This is a genomic window from Escherichia sp. E.sYA108, from assembly GCF_011754335.1.
Taxonomy (GTDB): domain Bacteria; phylum Pseudomonadota; class Gammaproteobacteria; order Enterobacterales; family Enterobacteriaceae; genus Escherichia; species Escherichia coli.
Genome location: NZ_JAAQVZ010000001.1, coordinates 2,571,936 through 2,590,374 on the forward strand (window position 1 = coordinate 2,571,936; position 18,439 = coordinate 2,590,374).

Annotated in this window: 10 protein-coding genes and 1 pseudogene; 10 read left to right on the forward strand and 1 reads right to left on the reverse strand. The window is 46.0% G+C overall.

The window, feature by feature from the left end; genetic code table 11:
• Nucleotides 1-350: 350 nt before the first annotated feature.
• Together HBM92_RS12165 and HBM92_RS12170 are read left to right on the forward strand one after the other, a co-directional pair.
• Nucleotides 351-2,033: a sulfatase-like hydrolase/transferase gene (locus HBM92_RS12165; RefSeq protein ID WP_001296072.1), complete on the forward strand. Its 1,683-nt coding sequence runs from the start codon at nucleotides 351-353 to the stop codon at nucleotides 2,031-2,033.
• A 51-nt stretch (nucleotides 2,034-2,084) separates the two neighbouring features.
• Nucleotides 2,085-3,242, forward strand: coding sequence for an anaerobic sulfatase maturase (locus tag HBM92_RS12170; protein WP_001304372.1), 1,158 nt, complete (start codon nucleotides 2,085-2,087; stop codon nucleotides 3,240-3,242).
• Here HBM92_RS12170 and HBM92_RS12175 read toward each other — a convergent pair.
• Nucleotides 3,208-3,333: a hypothetical protein gene (locus HBM92_RS12175; protein WP_122083086.1), complete on the reverse strand. Its 126-nt coding sequence runs from the start codon at nucleotides 3,331-3,333 to the stop codon at nucleotides 3,208-3,210. The genes HBM92_RS12170 and HBM92_RS12175 overlap by 35 nt on opposite strands.
• Before the next feature lie 199 nt (nucleotides 3,334-3,532).
• Here HBM92_RS12175 and HBM92_RS12180 point away from each other — a divergent pair, with 199 nt between their 5' ends.
• The 8 genes and pseudogenes from HBM92_RS12180 (at nucleotide 3,533) to dosP (ending at nucleotide 18,337) form a co-directional block, all read left to right on the forward strand.
• Complete coding sequence (locus HBM92_RS12180; RefSeq protein WP_001304373.1) at nucleotides 3,533-5,218, forward strand: ABC transporter ATP-binding protein/permease; 1,686 nt, start codon at nucleotides 3,533-3,535, stop codon at nucleotides 5,216-5,218.
• A gap of 37 nt (nucleotides 5,219-5,255) precedes the next feature.
• The gene (locus tag HBM92_RS12185; RefSeq protein ID WP_000832489.1) at nucleotides 5,256-7,628 is read left to right on the forward strand and encodes a TonB-dependent receptor plug domain-containing protein; all 2,373 of its coding nucleotides are present in this window, start codon (nucleotides 5,256-5,258) and stop codon (nucleotides 7,626-7,628) included.
• 56 nt (nucleotides 7,629-7,684) lie between these two features.
• Nucleotides 7,685-10,468 carry a M16 family metallopeptidase gene (locus tag HBM92_RS12190; protein ID WP_001443132.1) on the forward strand — a complete coding sequence of 928 codons (2,784 nt, stop codon included), beginning with the start codon at nucleotides 7,685-7,687 and terminating at the stop codon, nucleotides 10,466-10,468.
• Between the two features lie 361 nt (nucleotides 10,469-10,829).
• Nucleotides 10,830-12,230 carry a glutamate decarboxylase gene (locus tag HBM92_RS12195; protein WP_000358849.1) on the forward strand — a complete coding sequence of 467 codons (1,401 nt, stop codon included), beginning with the start codon at nucleotides 10,830-10,832 and terminating at the stop codon, nucleotides 12,228-12,230.
• Nucleotides 12,231-12,385: 155 nt separating this feature from the next.
• Nucleotides 12,386-13,921 carry an acid resistance gamma-aminobutyrate antiporter GadC gene (gadC, locus tag HBM92_RS12200; protein ID WP_000246022.1) on the forward strand — a complete coding sequence of 512 codons (1,536 nt, stop codon included), beginning with the start codon at nucleotides 12,386-12,388 and terminating at the stop codon, nucleotides 13,919-13,921.
• Between the two features lie 130 nt (nucleotides 13,922-14,051).
• Nucleotides 14,052-15,371 (forward strand): family 10 glycosylhydrolase, encoded by a 1,320-nt coding sequence (locus tag HBM92_RS12205; protein WP_000350354.1) that lies wholly within the window; start codon nucleotides 14,052-14,054, stop codon nucleotides 15,369-15,371.
• Between the two features lie 377 nt (nucleotides 15,372-15,748).
• Nucleotides 15,749-15,913: pseudogene (locus HBM92_RS12210) on the forward strand (diguanylate cyclase domain-containing protein); the annotation flags it as partial.
• 24 nt (nucleotides 15,914-15,937) lie between these two features.
• Nucleotides 15,938-18,337 carry an oxygen-sensing cyclic-di-GMP phosphodiesterase DosP gene (gene dosP, locus HBM92_RS12215; RefSeq protein ID WP_001529100.1) on the forward strand — a complete coding sequence of 800 codons (2,400 nt, stop codon included), beginning with the start codon at nucleotides 15,938-15,940 and terminating at the stop codon, nucleotides 18,335-18,337.
• Nucleotides 18,338-18,439: the final 102 nt, after the last annotated feature.

An 18,439-nucleotide genomic window follows, 5' to 3' on the forward strand; every position in this document is an offset into this window, starting at 1 on the left:
GCAGCCATTCCCTGCCCCGCGTTGTTTTTAGGCGATATATTTATTGAAATAAATAAGTGACATTCATCACATATTTATGCATTTGCATAACCTGTTGCATGATTATTTATGATCTCAATTCGGCATTTTGTCAGTAAAATACAATAATTTATTAAATATCAATAGATTAGTTGTTTATCGGCGAGAAATTACTTAGTAGAACAGAAAGTAATGTCAATGCGTTATGGACTGTTATTTCCCTTTTTTTAGCTAAATTTGCTATCTATTTATGTGACTAACTTCACTTACATTAACTTATTTCTCTTCGTAAAATTACTTTGGAATTAAGTACAATAAGAAGAGGAACATTTATGAAGTCTGCATTAAAGAAAAGTGTCGTAAGTACCTCGATATCTTTGATACTGGCATCTGGTATGGCTGCATTTGCTGCTCATGCGGCAGATGATGTAAAGCTGAAAGCAACCAAAACAAACGTTGCTTTCTCAGACTTTACGCCGACTGAATACAGTACCAAAGGAAAGCCAAATATTATCGTACTGACCATGGATGATCTTGGTTATGGACAACTTCCTTTTGATAAGGGATCTTTTGACCCAAAAACAATGGAAAATCGTGAAGTTGTCGATACCTACAAAATAGGGATAGATAAAGCCATTGAAGCTGCGCAAAAATCAACGCCGACGCTCCTTTCATTAATGGATGAAGGCGTACGTTTTACTAACGGCTATGTGGCGCACGGTGTTTCCGGCCCGTCCCGCGCCGCAATAATGACCGGTCGAGCGCCCGCCCGCTTTGGTGTCTATTCCAATACTGATGCTCAGGATGGTATTCCGCTAACAGAAACTTTCTTGCCTGAATTATTCCAGAATCATGGTTATTACACTGCAGCAGTAGGTAAATGGCACTTGTCAAAAATCAGTAATGTGCCAGTGCCGGAAGATAAACAAACGCGTGACTATCATGACAACTTCACTACCTTTTCTGCGGAAGAATGGCAACCGCAAAACCGTGGCTTTGATTACTTTATGGGATTCCATGCTGCAGGAACGGCATATTACAACTCCCCTTCACTGTTCAAAAACCGTGAACGCGTCCCCGCAAAAGGTTATATCAGCGATCAGTTAACCGATGAGGCAATTGGCGTTGTTGATCGTGCCAAAACACTTGACCAGCCTTTTATGCTTTACCTGGCTTATAATGCTCCGCATCTGCCAAATGATAATCCTGCTCCAGAGCAATATCAGAAGCAATTTAATACCGGTAGTCAAACAGCAGATAATTACTACGCTTCCGTTTATTCTGTTGATCAGGGTGTAAAACGCATTCTCGAACAACTGAAGAAAAACGGACAGTATGACAATACAATTATTCTCTTTACCTCCGATAATGGTGCAGTTATCGATGGTCCTCTGCCGCTGAACGGGGCGCAAAAAGGCTATAAGAGTCAGACCTATCCTGGCGGTACTCACACCCCAATGTTTATGTGGTGGAAAGGAAAACTTCAACCCGGTAATTATGACAAGCTGATTTCCGCAATGGATTTCTACCCGACAGCTCTTGATGCAGCCGATATCAGCATTCCAAAAGACCTTAAGCTGGATGGCGTTTCCTTGCTGCCCTGGTTGCAAAATAAGAAACAGGGCGAGCCACATAAAAATCTGACCTGGATAACATCTTATTCTCACTGGTTTGATGAGGAAAACATTCCATTCTGGGATAATTACCACAAATTTGTCCGCCATCAGTCAGACGATTACCCGCATAACCCCAACACCGAGGACTTAAGCCAATTCTCTTATACGGTGAGAAATAACGATTATTCGCTCGTCTATACAGTAGAAAATAATCAGTTAGGTCTATACAAACTGACGGATCTACAGCAAAAAGATAACCTTGCCGCCGCCAATCCGCAGGTCGTTAAAGAGATGCAAGGCGTGGTAAGAGAGTTTATCGATAACAGCCAGCCACCGCTTAGCGAGGTAAATCAGGAGAAGTTTAACAATATCAAGAAAGCATTAAGCGAAGCGAAATAACTAAACCTTCATGCGGCGGATTTTTCCGCCGCCTTATTGAGCGAGATAGCGATGCACGTTACAGCCAAGCCCTCCAGTTTTCAATGTAATCTCAAATGTGATTACTGTTTTTACCTTGAAAAAGAGTCGCAGTTTACTCATGAAAAATGGATGGATGACAGCACTCTGAAAGAGTTCATCAAACAATATATCGCAGCGTCTGGCAATCAGGTCTATTTTACCTGGCAAGGCGGTGAACCCACTCTGGCTGGCCTGGATTTTTTCCGTAAAGTTATTCACTATCAACAACGCTATGCAGGCCAAAAACGAATTTTTAATGCATTACAAACGAATGGCATTTTATTGAATAATGAATGGTGTGCCTTTCTCAAAGAACATGAGTTTCTGGTTGGTATCTCGATCGATGGACCCCAAGAACTACATGACCGCTACAGGCGCAGTAATTCAGGTAACGGTACTTTTGCAAAAGTGATAGCAGCCATCGAGCGTCTGAAATCATATCAAATAGAGTTTAATACGTTAACCGTCATTAATAACATTAATGTCCATTACCCTCTTGAGGTTTATCATTTTTTAAAATCTATCGGCAGTAAACATATGCAATTTATCGAATTGCTCGAAACCGGGACGCCGAATATTGATTTCAGTGGTCATAGTGAGAACACATTCCGTATCATTGATTTTTCTGTGCCTCCCACGGCTTATGGCAAGTTTATGTCAACCATTTTTATGCAATGGGTTAAAAACGATGTGGGTGAAATTTTCATCCGTCAGTTTGAAAGCTTTGTCAGCCGTTTTTTGGGGAATGGGCATACCAGTTGTATTTTCCAGGAGTCCTGCAAGGATAATCTGGTTGTTGAAAGCAATGGAGACATTTACGAATGCGACCATTTTGTCTATCCACAGTACAAAATTGGAAACATTAATAAATCGGAACTCAAAACGATGAACAGTGTACAACTGACAGCGCAAAAAAAACGGATTTCAGCGAAATGTCAGCAATGTGTATATAAACCTATCTGCAATGGTGGTTGCCCTAAGCATCGTATTACTAAAGCAAACAATGAGACTGTTTCCTATTTTTGCGAAGGTTATAAAATCCTTTTTTCAACCATGGTACCTTATATGAACGCCATGGTGGAGTTAGCTAAGAACAGAGTACCGCTTTACCACATTATGGATGTTGCAAAACAAATGGAGAATAATTAATAACGCTCCCCCTTAGCTCCATTCTTAGCCTCCTTCTTATGACCTTAACAAGGCACCCGACATAAATTCCTGTCGGGTGTTTCGTCTTCATCATCTTCCTTTGCGAAAATCCTGGCTGACGAGGTATGCGTCAGGGCATTAGCAATACCCTTGATTATCAATAGTATAACCATAACCACTGAAAATTAAATATTTCTTTATATTTCATATTGTTAAATGATACTTAAATAAATTTCATCAGTATATCATTGCCATAGATAATCATTGGGTGGCACAATCAATTTTCGCTAATGATAACCATTCCCATTACGTTTTGTATGTTGATAGCAAAGTATCTCTGTCTGCTGAAGCCCTTTTGGCTGCGTAAGAATAATAAAACTTCAGTGTTGTTAATCATTATTATCCTCGCCATGATCCTTGGCGTGGTTAAAATTCAGGTCTGGTTAAACGACTGGAATAATGATTTTTTCAATGCGCTAAGCCAGAAAGAAACTGATAAGCTTTGGCAGCTTGTCCTTTGGTTCCCTGCCCTGCTGGGGATCTTTGTATTAATATCCGTAAACAAAACATGGTTAATTAAACTACTGACTATTCGCTGGCGCGAATGGTTAACAGATTACTACCTTAATCGCTGGTTTGCAGATAAAAACTACTACTTCACGCAGATCTACGGCGAGCATAAAAATACAGATAACCCTGACCAACGTATCGCTGAAGACATTCTCTTACTGATCAGCAAAACGCTCAGCCTTTCATTTGGCTTCATCCAGTCACTTAGCATGCTGATCACCTTTACCGTTATTCTTTGGCAAAGCGCGGGTACGCTCTCATTCACTGTTGGTGGAACTGAATGGAGTATCCAGGGGTATATGGTCTATACCGTCGTGCTCATTGTGATCGGTGGAACTTTATTTACCCATAAGGTTGGTAAACGTATTCGTCCACTTAATGTGGAAAAACAACGTAGCGAAGCGACATTTCGAACTAATCTTGTGCAGCATAATAAGCAGGCAGAACTGATTGCGCTAAGCAATGCTGAGTCTCTACAACGCCAGGAGTTGAGCGAAAATTTTCATACCATTAAAGAGAACTGGCATCGTTTAATGAATCGTCAGCGGTGGCTTGATTACTGGCAGAATATTTATTCGCGCTCGCTTAGCGTTCTTCCCTACTTTCTGTTATTGCCGCAGTTTATTAGCGGACAGATCAATCTGGGCGGACTGATGAAATCGCGCCAGGCATTTATGCTGGTATCGAACAATTTAAGCTGGTTTATTTATAAATATGATGAACTTGCTGAACTGGCTGCGGTTATCGATCGCTTGTATGAGTTCCATCAACTCACCGAACAGCGCCCTACGAATAAGCCTAAAAATTGTCAACATGCGGTACAAGTGGCTGACGCGAGTATTCGTACTCCTGATAATAAGATCATATTAGAGAACCTGAACTTTCATGTTTCGCCAGGCAAATGGCTATTGCTGAAAGGTTACTCTGGTGCGGGAAAAACCACACTGCTTAAAACATTATCCCACTGCTGGCCGTGGTTTAAAGGTGATATTTCTTCTCCTGCTGACAGTTGGTATGTGTCACAAACACCGTTAATCAAAACCGGCTTACTGAAAGAGATTATTTGTAAAGCACTTCCCCTGTCCGTAGACGATAAATCGTTGAGCGAAGTACTGCATCAGGTTGGTCTGGGGAAATTGGCTGCGCGTATTCATGATCACGATCGCTGGGGAGATATTCTTTCCAGCGGCGAAAAACAACGTATCGCCCTGGCTCGATTAATTTTACGACGTCCGAAATGGATATTTCTTGACGAAACTACCTCTCATCTTGAGGAACAAGAGGCAATCCGCTTACTGCGTTTAGTGCGAGAAAAACTCCCCACAAGCGGCGTCATTATGGTTACACATCAACCCGGTGTCTGGAACCTGGTCGATGATATTTGTGACATTAGCGCGGTTATATAAAAACAATAAAAGCCCTGCTGTACGGAGATATAAATAAATGAAGCGAGTTCTTATTCCTGGCGTCATTTTATGTGGCGCTGATGTGGCGCAGGCCGTCGATGACAAAAATATGTACATGCATGTTTTTGAAGAGATGACGGTCTATGCTCCTGTCCCTGTACCCGTAAACGGCAACACGCATTACACCAGTGAAAGCATCGAGCGTTTACCGACCGGGAATGGCAATATCAGCGATCTGCTGAGAACCAACCCTGCGGTACGCATGGATTCAACGCAAAGTACCTCATTGAACCAGGGAGATATTCGCCCGGAGAAAATCTCTATTCACGGTGCGTCGCCCTACCAGAATGCCTATTTGATTGACGGTATTAGTGCAACGAATAACCTGAACCCAGCGAATGAGTCCGATGCCAGTAGTGCAACCAATATTAGCGGGATGTCACAGGGGTATTATCTTGATGTCAGCTTACTGGACAATGTGACGCTTTATGACAGTTTTGTGCCGGTTGAATTCGGTCGCTTCAATGGCGGGGTAATTGATGCAAAGATCAAACGCTTCAACGCTGATGATAGCAGCGTGAAACTGGGTTATCGCACTACGCGTTCGGACTGGTTAACATCGCATATCGATGAGAATAACAAGAGCGCATTTAATCAAGGTTCTTCAGGAAGTACTTATTACTCTCCAGATTTTAAAAAGAACTTTTATACCTTGTCGTTTAATCAGGAACTCGCTGATAACTTTGGCGTTACCGCCGGTTTATCGCGCCGCCAGTCTGATATCACCCGCGCGGATTATGTTTCGAATGACGGCATTGTCGCCGGCAGGGCACAGTATAAAAACGTTATCGATACTGCATTGAGCAAATTTACCTGGTTTGCCAGCGACCGCTTTACCCACGATTTAACCTTAAAATATACCGGCTCCAGCCGTGATTATAATACCAGCACCTTTCCGGAGTCTGATCGCGAAATGGGTAATAAATCCTATGGTCTGGCATGGGATATGGATACCCAGCTCGCATGGGCCAAACTGCGTACCACCGTTGGTTGGGATCATATTAGTGATTATACCCGTCACGATCATGACATCTGGTACACCGAACTTTCATGTACATATGGTGATATTTCAGGGCGTTGCACCCGTGGCGGATTAGGACACATTTCCCAGGCTGTAGATAATTACACCTTCAAAACACGCCTGGACTGGCAAAAATTCACCGTGGGTAATGTTTCGCATCAACCCTACTTCGGCGCGGAATACATCTATTCCGATGCATGGACTGAACGCCATAACCAGTCTGAATCCTATGTGATTAATGCTGCCGGAAAGAAAACTAACCATACCATTTACCATAAAGGTAAAGGCAGCCTGGGAATTGACAACTACACGCTGTATATGGCGGATCGCATTAGCTGGCGGAATGTGTCGTTAATGCCCGGTGTGCGGTATGACTATGACAACTATCTGTCAAACCACAATATCTCCCCGCGATTTATGACGGAATGGGATATTTTTGCTGATCAAACCTCAATGATTACCGCCGGTTATAACCGTTACTATGGCGGGAATATTCTTGATATGGGATTACGTGATATCCGCAATAGCTGGACGGAATCGGTATCAGGCAATAAAACCCTGACGCGTTATCAGGATTTGAAAACGCCTTATAACGATGAACTGGCAATGGGATTGCAGCAGAAAATCGGTAAGAACGTTATTGCGCGTGCAAACTATGTTTACCGTGAAGCGCATGATCAAATCAGCAAAAGCAGCCGTACCGACAGCGCGACTAAAACCACCATTACTGAATATAACAACGATGGCAAAACCAAAACACATTCGTTTAACCTCAGTTTTGAACTGGCCGAACCCCTGCATATCAGCCAGGTAGATATTAACCCGCAAATTGTCTTTAGCTATATCAAGAGCAAGGGCAACTTGTCGTTAAACAATGGTTATGAGGAGAGCAATACCGGTGATAACCGGGTGGTTTATAACGGTAATCTGGTCTCTTACGATAGCGTTCCAGTGGCGGATTTTAATAATCCACTAAAGATCTCCTTAAACATGGATTTCACGCATCAACCGAGCGGGTTGGTGTGGGCGAATACGCTGACCTGGCAAGAAGCGCGTAAAGCTCGCATTATCCTGGGTAAGACGAATGCGCAATACATCAGCGAATATTCAGATTACAAGCAGTATGTTGACGAGAAACTGGATAGCAGCCTGACCTGGGACACCCGCTTGTCCTGGACGCCACAATTTCTGAAACAACAAAACCTGACGATCAGTGCCGATATTCTCAATGTACTGGATAGCAAAACCGCTGTTGATACAACGAATACCGGCGTGGCGACCTACGCCAGTGGCCGTACTTTCTGGCTTGATGTCAGCATGAAATTTTAATAGTTCGGATTTTACTTTACCGGGTAAATTCGCCCGGTTTTCGCATGGAGATAATTATGAGAAACCTCTGTTTCTTACTGACGTTAGTGGCAACTCTGTTGCTCCCCGGGCGACTGATTGCCGCCGCCTTACCGCAGGATGAAAAGTTAATTACCGGGCAACTGGACAATGGCTTGCGATATATGATTTATCCGCATGCTCAACCAAAGGATCAGGTAAATTTATGGCTGCAAATTCATACCGGTTCATTGCAGGAAGAAGACAATGAGCGCGGCGTGGCTCATTTTGTAGAACATATGATGTTTAACGGCACAAAAACATGGCCGGGTAATAAAGTCATCGAAACATTTGAGTCAATGGGCCTGCGTTTTGGTCGCGATGTTAATGCCTATACCAGCTATGACGAAACAGTGTATCAGGTGAGTTTGCCGACTACGCAGAAACAAAATCTGCAACAAGTGATGGCAATCTTCAGTGAATGGAGTAATGCCGCAACCTTTGAAAAACTCGAAGTAGACGCTGAACGCGGCGTAATTACTGAGGAATGGCGTGCCCATCAGGATGCGAAATGGCGCACCTCTCAGGCGCGCCGCCCTTTCCTGCTGGCAAATACCCGTAATTTAGACCGTGAACCTATCGGCCTGATGGATACCGTCGCCACGGTCACACCGGCACAATTGCGCCAATTTTATCAACGCTGGTATCAACCAAATAATATGACCTTTATTGTGGTCGGCGATATCGACAGTAAAGAAGCGCTGGCGCTGATAAAGGATAATTTAAGTAAGCTTCCGGCTAACAAAGCAGCTGAAAATCGCGTCTGGCCGACAAAAGCCGAAAACCACCTGCGCTTTAATATCATCAATGATAAAGAAAACCGGGTGAACGGCATCGCACTCTATTATCGCCTGCCAATGGTACAAGTGAACGATGAGCAAAGCTTTATCGAACAAGCTGAATGGAGCATGTTGGTTCAGCTGTTCAACCAACGTCTGCAGGAACGCATACAGTCGGGCGAGTTGAAGACTATTTCTGGCGGCACTGCGCGCAGCGTCAAAATTGCACCCGATTATCAGTCGCTATTTTTCCGTGTAAATGCACGAGACGATAATATGCAGGATGCTGCGAATGCATTAATGGCAGAGTTGGCAACCATTGATCAGCATGGTTTTTCTGCTGAAGAACTCGATGATGTTAAATCTACCCGCCTTACCTGGCTGAAAAATGCGGTTGATCAGCAAGCTGAGCGTGATTTACGTATGCTGACCAGTCGCCTGGCATCCAGCTCATTAAATAATACGCCGTTCTTGTCGCCGGAAGAGACATATCAACTTTCGAAACGTCTGTGGCAGCAAATTACCGTGCAAAGTCTGGCGGAAAAATGGCAGCAGTTAAGAAAGAACCAGGACGCATTTTGGGAGCAAATGGTAAACAATGAAGTTGCCGCCAAAAAAGCATTGTCTCCTGCGGCTATCCTGGCGCTGGAAAAAGAGTACGCCAACAAAAAGCTGGCGGCTTACATCTTCCCAGGCAGAAATTTATCGTTAACAGTAGACGCTGACCCACAGGCGGAAATTAGCAGCAAAGAAACGCTGGCTGAGAATCTGACATCATTAACACTTTCCAATGGTGCCAGGGTTATTCTGGCAAAATCCGCGGGTGAAGAGCAAAAGCTACAAATTATTGCCGTATCTAATAAAGGCGATTTAAGTTTCCCTGCGCAGCAAAAATCACTTATCGCGCTGGCTAATAAAGCAGTAAGCGGAAGCGGCGTTGGTGAACTCTCCTCTTCCAGCCTGAAACGCTGGAGTGCGGAAAACTCGGTAACCATGAGCAGTAAAGTCAGTGGCATGAATACGTTGCTCTCCGTTAGCGCGCGGACTAATAACCCTGAACCTGGTTTCCAGTTGATTAACCAGCGAATCACCCACAGCACGATTAACGACAATATTTGGGCATCGCTACAAAATGCTCAAATTCAGGCGTTGAAAACGCTCGACCAGCGTCCAGCGGAGAAATTCGCCCAGCAGATGTATGAGACGCTCTATGCCGATGACCGCACGAAATTACCGCAAGAAAATCAGATTGCACAGTTTACTGCCGCAGATGCACTGGCTGCCGATCGCCAGTTGTTTTCATCTCCAGCGGATATCACGTTTGTCATTGTCGGTAATGTCGCAGAAGACAAACTCGTGGCGTTAATTACGCGTTACTTAGGATCTATCAAACACTCTAATTCGCCATTAGCCGCAGGTAAACCATTAACTCGCGCGACGGACAACGCATCGGTTACTGTAAAAGAACAAAATGAACCAGTGGCACAGGTTTCACAGTGGAAGCGTTATAATTCCCGGACTCCTGTTAATCTGGCGACGCGTATGGCGCTCGATGCTTTTAACGTCGCACTGGCAAAAGATCTACGCATTAATATTCGTGAACAGGCATCTGGGGCATACAGCGTTTCTTCTCGCCTCTCGGTTGATCCTCAGGCCAAAGATATCAGTCATTTGCTGGCTTTTACTTGTCAACCAGAACGACATGATGAACTGTTAACGTTAGCGAATGAAGTGATGGTTAAGCGTCTGGCCAAAGGGATTAGTGAGCAAGAACTGAACGAATACCAGCAAAACGTTCAGCGCAGCCTCGATATCCAACAGCGTAGCGTTCAACAATTAGCGAATACCATTGTAAATAGTCTTATTCAATATGACGATCCTGCAGCATGGACTGAGCAGGAGCAATTGTTGAAACAAATGACGGTAGAGAATGTTAACACTGCTGTTAAACAATATCTTTCTCATCCGGTGAATACCTATACCGGAGTATTATTGCCAAAATAATCACAGCCCCGTCAACACATCGTTGGCGGGGATTTTATCAATATTCGCTATTTTTATGTAATAATTTTATAAATGTGTTCAAAGTAAATAACCGTGTACTAATAATGATATTATAAGGTCTGATTTTTACGTGATAATTCAGGAGACGATAGAAAACACATAAAATAACAACATAAAACACCTTACCTCCACACAGAATTCTCTATTATGTTGTTTTTTAATAAAAATACATTATTCACGCAATATCTCGCGATAAATAACATTAGGATTTTGTTATTTAAAACCGAGTCCTTTGCACTTGCTTACTTTATCGATAAATCCTACTTTTTTAATGCGATCCAATCATTTTAAGGAGTTTAAAATGGATAAGAAGCAAGTAACGGATTTAAGGTCGGAACTACTCGATTCACGTTTTGGTGCGAAGTCTATTTCCACTATCGCAGAATCAAAACGTTTTCCGCTGCACGAAATGCGTGATGATGTCGCATTCCAGATTATCAATGATGAATTATATCTTGATGGCAACGCTCGTCAGAACCTGGCCACTTTCTGCCAGACCTGGGACGACGATAATGTCCATAAGTTGATGGATTTATCCATTAACAAAAACTGGATCGACAAAGAAGAATATCCGCAATCTGCAGCAATCGATCTGCGTTGCGTAAACATGGTTGCCGATCTGTGGCATGCGCCTGCACCGAAAAATGGTCAGGCCGTTGGCACCAACACCATTGGTTCTTCCGAGGCCTGTATGCTCGGCGGGATGGCGATGAAATGGCGTTGGCGCAAGCGTATGGAAGCCGCAGGCAAACCAACGGATAAACCAAACCTGGTGTGCGGTCCGGTACAAATCTGCTGGCATAAATTCGCCCGCTACTGGGATGTGGAGTTGCGTGAGATCCCTATGCGCCCCGGTCAGTTGTTTATGGACCCGAAACGCATGATTGAAGCCTGCGACGAAAATACCATCGGCGTGGTGCCGACTTTCGGCGTGACCTACACCGGTAACTATGAGTTCCCGCAGCCGCTGCACGATGCGCTGGATAAATTCCAGGCCGACACCGGTATCGACATCGACATGCACATCGACGCCGCCAGCGGTGGCTTCCTGGCACCGTTCGTCGCCCCGGATATCGTCTGGGACTTCCGCCTGCCGCGTGTGAAATCGATCAGTGCTTCAGGCCATAAATTCGGTCTGGCTCCGCTGGGCTGCGGCTGGGTTATCTGGCGTGATGAAGAAGCGCTGCCGCAGGAACTGGTGTTCAACGTTGACTACCTCGGCGGTCAGATTGGTACTTTCGCCATCAACTTCTCCCGCCCGGCGGGTCAGGTGATTGCACAGTACTATGAATTCCTGCGCCTCGGTCGTGAAGGCTATACCAAAGTACAGAACGCTTCCTACCAGGTTGCCGCTTATCTGGCGGATGAAATCGCCAAACTGGGGCCGTATGAGTTCATCTGTACCGGTCGCCCGGACGAAGGCATCCCGGCGGTTTGCTTCAAACTGAAAGATGGTGAAGATCCAGGATACACCCTGTACGACCTCTCTGAACGTCTGCGTCTGCGCGGCTGGCAGGTTCCGGCCTTCACTCTCGGCGGTGAAGCCACCGACATCGTGGTGATGCGCATTATGTGTCGTCGCGGCTTCGAAATGGACTTTGCTGAACTGTTGCTGGAAGACTACAAAGCCTCCCTGAAATATCTCAGCGACCACCCGAAACTGCAGGGTATTGCCCAGCAGAACAGCTTTAAACACACCTGATAACGTTTAACGGTAACGGTGTCCCGAAACGAAGCCGTTTCGGGACAATTTCCAAAGTCTGTTCACTGGCATTAGCAACGGAAAATATTGTTCTGAATACGCTTCAGAACAAAACAGGTGCGGTTCCGACAGGAATACCGTTTTAGGGGGATAATATGGCTACATCAGTACAGACAGGTAAAGCTAAGCAGCTCACATTACTCGGATTTTTTGCCATAACGGCATCGATGGTAATGGCTGTTTATGAATACCCTACCTTCGCAACATCGGGCTTTTCATTAGTCTTCTTCCTGCTATTAGGCGGGATTTTATGGTTTATTCCCGTGGGACTTTGTGCTGCGGAAATGGCTACCGTCGACGGCTGGGAAGAAGGTGGCGTCTTCGCCTGGGTATCAAATACTCTGGGGCCGAGATGGGGATTTGCAGCGATCTCATTTGGCTATCTGCAAATCGCCATTGGTTTTATTCCGATGCTCTATTTCGTGTTAGGGGCACTCTCCTACATCCTGAAATGGCCAGCGCTGAATGAAGACCCCATTACCAAAACTATTGCAGCACTCATCATTCTTTGGGCGCTGGCATTAACGCAGTTTGGTGGCACGAAATACACGGCGCGAATTGCTAAAGTTGGCTTCTTCGCCGGTATCCTGTTACCTGCATTTATTTTGATCGCATTAGCGGCTATTTATCTGCACTCCGGTGCCCCCGTTGCTATCGAAATGGATTCGAAGACCTTCTTCCCTGACTTCTCTAAAGTGGGCACTCTGGTTGTATTTGTTGCCTTCATTTTGAGTTATATGGGCGTTGAAGCTTCCGCAACCCACGTCAATGAAATGAGCAACCCCGGGCGCGACTATCCACTGGCTATGTTACTGCTGATGGTGGCGGCAATCTGCTTAAGCTCTGTTGGCGGTTTGTCTATTGCGATGGTCATTCCGGGTAATGAAATCAACCTCTCCGCAGGGGTAATGCAAACCTTTACCGTTCTGATGTCACATGTGGCACCGGAAATTGAGTGGACGGTTCGCGTGATCTCCGCACTGCTGTTGCTGGGTGTTCTGGCGGAAATCGCCTCCTGGATTGTTGGTCCTTCTCGCGGGATGTATGTCACAGCGCAGAAAAACCTGCTGCCAGCGGCATTCGCTAAAATGAACAAAAATGGCGTACCGGTAACGCTGGTCATTTCGCAGCTGGTGATTACTTCTATCGCGTTGATCATCCTCACCAATACCGGTGGCGGTAACAACATGTCCTTCCTGATCGCACTGGCGCTGACGGTGGTGATTTATCTGTGTGCTTATTTCATGCTGTTTATTGGCTACATTGTGTTGGTTCTTAAACATCCTGACTTAAAACGCACATTTAATATCCCTGGTGGTAAAGGGGTGAAGCTGGTCGTGGCTATTGTCGGTCTGCTGACTTCAATTATGGCGTTTATTGTTTCCTTCCTGCCGCCGGATAACATCCAGGGTGACTCTACCGATATGTATGTTGAATTACTGGTCGTTAGTTTCCTGGTGGTACTTGCCCTGCCCTTTATTCTCTATGCTGTTCATGATCGTAAAAGCAAAGCGAATACCGGCGTCACTCTGGAGCCAATCAACAGTCAGAACGCACCAAAAGGTCACTTCTTCCTGCACCCGCGTGCACGTTCACCACACTATATTGTGATGAATGACAAGAAACACTAACCATGTCTGAATGGTTATAAGACAAGGGAGCGATAATTCATCGCTCCCTTTTTCGTGCTTGTTGTCGTATTGACTTAACCGGGATAAGTACGAGAATGAGCGCACATCTGTTTACCGGAAACCAGCACATATGGATATCTGCTCCCGAAACGAGAAATTAGCGATTAGAAGACCAGCGATACTGGTTGCACTGGCACTTTTACTGTGTAGTTGTAAAAGCACGCCTCCAGAGTCCATGGTGACACCACCAGCGGGTTCAAAGCCACCAGCCACGACGCAACAATCGTCACAACCGATGCGTGGCATCTGGCTGGCCACGGTGTCTCGCCTCGACTGGCCACCGGTTTCCTCGGTTAACATTAGTAACCCCACCAGCCGGGCACGTGTACAACAACAGGCGATGATCGACAAACTGGATCATCTGCAGCGTCTCGGCATAAACACGGTCTTTTTCCAGGTCAAGCCGGATGGTACCGCCCTGTGGCCATCGAAAATTTTGCCGTGGTCCGATCTTATGACCGGTAAGATTGGTGAAAATCCGGGTTACGATCCGCTGCAATTTATGCTCGACGAAGCCCACAAGCGTGGGATGAAAGTACACGCCTGGTTTAACCCCTATCGCGTATCGGTTAATACGAAGCCCGGTACTATCAGGGAACTGAATAGCACTCTGTCTCAACAACCGGCGAGCGTCTATGTGCAACACCGCGACTGGATCAGAACGTCCGGCGATCGCTTTGTCCTCGACCCGGGCATCCCTGAGGTTCAGGACTGGATCACATCAATAGTCGCGGAAGTGGTTTCCCGCTATCCAGTAGATGGCGTGCAGTTTGATGACTATTTCTATACTGAGTCACCAGGTTCACGGCTAAATGATAACGAAACGTACCGCAAATACGGCGGCGCATTTGCGTCAAAAGCAGACTGGCGGCGCAACAATACTCAGCAGTTAATTGCGAAGGTATCGCACACCATTAAAAGCATTAAGCCGGAAGTCGAATTTGGCGTTAGCCCGGCAGGCGTGTGGCGTAACCGATCACACGATCCGCTCGGTTCCGATACCCGAGGCGCGGCAGCCTATGACGAATCCTACGCTGATACCCGTCGATGGGTGGAACAAGGGTTGCTGGATTACATTGCTCCCCAAATTTACTGGCCATTCTCACGGAGTGCCGCGCGTTATGACGTGTTGGCAAAATGGTGGGCGGATGTCGTTAAACCGACCAGGACCCGCCTGTATATCGGTATCGCCTTCTATAAAGTGGGTGAACCTTCAAAGATAGAGCCAGACTGGATGATTAACGGCGGCGTACCGGAACTGAAAAAGCAGCTCGATCTTAACGATGCTTTGCCGGAAATTAGCGGCACAATCTTGTTCCGTGAGGACTATCTGAATAAACCGCAGACGCAACAAGCGGTCAGCTATCTGCAAAGTCGTTGGGGCAGTTAAACTCCCATTCTTACTTTGTAACAAGCCGGTGCTTTACCCACTGGCTTGTTACCCTCTTGAACTATCCCACTAGCAATCATGCTTAAATACGTCAAATTAACCACGCAATTAACCACACTTAGTTAAACAGCCATAATCCCCCTAATAAAAATGTATGAATATGAAAAAACATACGATATTCGCTGTCACCGAAAAATAATTACGATGGGCTATACTCTTCTGAAGAACAGTAGCGTAGATTGAAACTGTCCTAAGTCGCTTATTTCTTTTCAGTATATCTTCATATTTCAGGAGAATATGGTGCAGTTAGTCGATCTCGCACGTTGTGTTTGGTTGATTTTGGCCTGCGGTTTAACCATAAAGGTCGACATTATTTTAAAGCCGCAAACGGCGAGGATATTGCCCTCTCACTTTCCATCGGTGCCGCCATGTTTAATGGTCATCCTGACTATGAGCGCCTCATTCAAATAGCTGATGAAGCTCTGTATATCGCCAAAAGACGAGGTAGAAACCGTGTTGAACTCTGTAAAGCCAGTCTTTAGATGCGCCAGGATGCAGAGGTAATCATGAAGCTAACCGATGCGGATAATGCCGCCGATGGCATTTTTTTCCCCGCCCTTGAGCAAAACATGATGGGCGCGGTGTTAATTAACGAAAATGATGAAGTGATGTTTTTCAACCCCGCAGCAGAGAAGCTCTGGGGGTACAAACGTGAAGAAGTCATTGGCAATAACATTGATATGCTGATTCCGCGGGATTTGCGTCCTGCGCATCCTCAATACATTCGTCACAACCGTGAAGGTGGTAAAGCGCGCGTCGAGGGGATGAGTCGGGAGCTGCAGCTGGAGAAAAAAGACGGCAGTAAAATCTGGACCCGTTTTGCGCTATCGAAAGTGAGCGCCGAGGGGAAAGTTTATTACCTGGCGCTGGTACGGGATGCCAGCGTAGAAATGGCGCAAAAAGAACAGACCCGACAATTGATTATTGCCGTTGACCATCTCGACCGACCGGTGATTGTCCTCGATCCGGAACGCCATATTGTGCAGTGCAATCGCGCATTTACCGAAATGTTTGGTTACTGCATTAACGAAGCCAGCGGTATGCAGCCCGATACACTCCTGAACATTCCAGAATTCCCTGCTGATAACCGTATTCGTTTACAACAGTTGCTATGGAAAACCGCCCGCGATCAGGACGAATTTCTGCTGTTGACGCGCACCGGTGAAAAAATCTGGATTAAAGCCTCTATCAGCCCGGTTTATGACGTGCTCGCGCATCTGCAGAACCTGGTAATGACATTCTCGGATATCACCGAAGAAAGGCAAATCCGCCAGCTTGAAGGCAATATTCTCGCCGCCATGTGCAGCAGCCCCCCATTTCATGAAATGGGGGAAATCATTTGTCGTAACATCGAATGTGTTCTCAACGAATCGCATGTTTCGCTGTTCGCGCTGCGCAACGGGATGCCGATACACTGGGCGTCATCTTCGCACGGTGCAGAAGTTCAAAATGCGCAAAGCTGGTCAGCGACCATTCGTCAGCGCGATGGCGCGCCTGCGGGGATCCTGCAAATTAAAACCTCGTCAGGAGCAGAAACCAGCGCCTTTATCGAACGCGTGGCAGATATCAGCCAGCATATGGCCGCGCTGGCGCTGGAACAGGAAAAAAGCCGTCAGCATATTGAACAACTCATCCAATTTGATCCGATGACCGGTTTGCCAAATCGCAATAACCTGCACAATTACCTCGATGACCTGGTCGACAAAGCCGTCTCTCCGGTGGTGTATCTCATCGGTGTTGACCATATTCAGGATGTGATTGATAGCCTTGGCTATGCGTGGGCCGATCAGGCATTGCTGGAAGTGGTCAATCGCTTTCGTGAAAAACTCAAACCGGATCAGTATCTCTGTCGTATTGAAGGTGCGTCTTTTGTCCTCGTGAGCCTGGAAAACGATGTCAGTAACATTACCCAGATCGCTGATGAGCTACGGAATGTGGTCAGCAAGCCGATAATGATTGACGATAAACCATTCCCGCTCACCTTGAGCATTGGCATCAGCTACGACGAGGGTAAAAACCGCGATTACCTGCTCTCCACTGCTCACAATGCAATGGATTTTATTCGCAAAAATGGCGGTAACGGCTGGCAGTTCTTCAGCCCGGCGATGAACGAAATGGTAAAAGAGCGTTTGGTTTTAGGCGCAGCGCTAAAAGAAGCGATTAGCAATAACCAACTTAAACTGGTTTATCAGCCGCAAATCTTCGCAGAAACGGGTGAACTGTACGGCATCGAAGCCCTTGCTCGCTGGTACGATCCCCTGCATGGTCATGTGCCCCCTTCACGGTTTATTCCTCTCGCAGAAGAGATTGGTGAAATCGAAAATATTGGGCGCTGGGTCATCGCGGAAGCTTGCCGTCAGTTAGCAGAATGGCGTAGCCAGAATATTCATATCCCGGCGTTATCCGTTAACTTGTCTGCGCTGCACTTTCGCAGTAATCAGCTGCCTAATCAGGTATCTGATGCAATGCACGCCTGGGGTATTGACGGCCACCAGCTGACGGTGGAAATCACGGAAAGCATGATGATGGAACACGATACCGAAATCTTTAAGCGCATTCAGATCCTGCGCGATATGGGCATCGGTTTATCGGTAGATGATTTTGGTACAGGCTTTTCCGGATTATCCCGCTTAGTCAGTCTTCCGGTAACGGAAATCAAAATTGATAAAAGTTTTGTCGATCGTTGTCTGACCGAAAAACGCATCCTTGCCTTACTCGAAGCCATTACCAGCATTGGGCAAAGCCTCAATTTAACCGTCGTGGCGGAAGGCATCGAAACCAAAGAGCAATTTGAGATGCTACACAAGATCCACTGTCGCGTTATTCAGGGATATTTCTTTTCCCGCCCCCTGCCCGCCGAAGAAATTCCAGGCTGGATGAGCAGCGTGTTACCGCTGAAAATCTGATAAATTCCTCTCGCCCGCACTCGCGGGTTTTTATTTAACGTGACACTGTCACTTAAATACTGTGATTTCCGCTACGTTTAGTTGGACAACGACAACGCATAG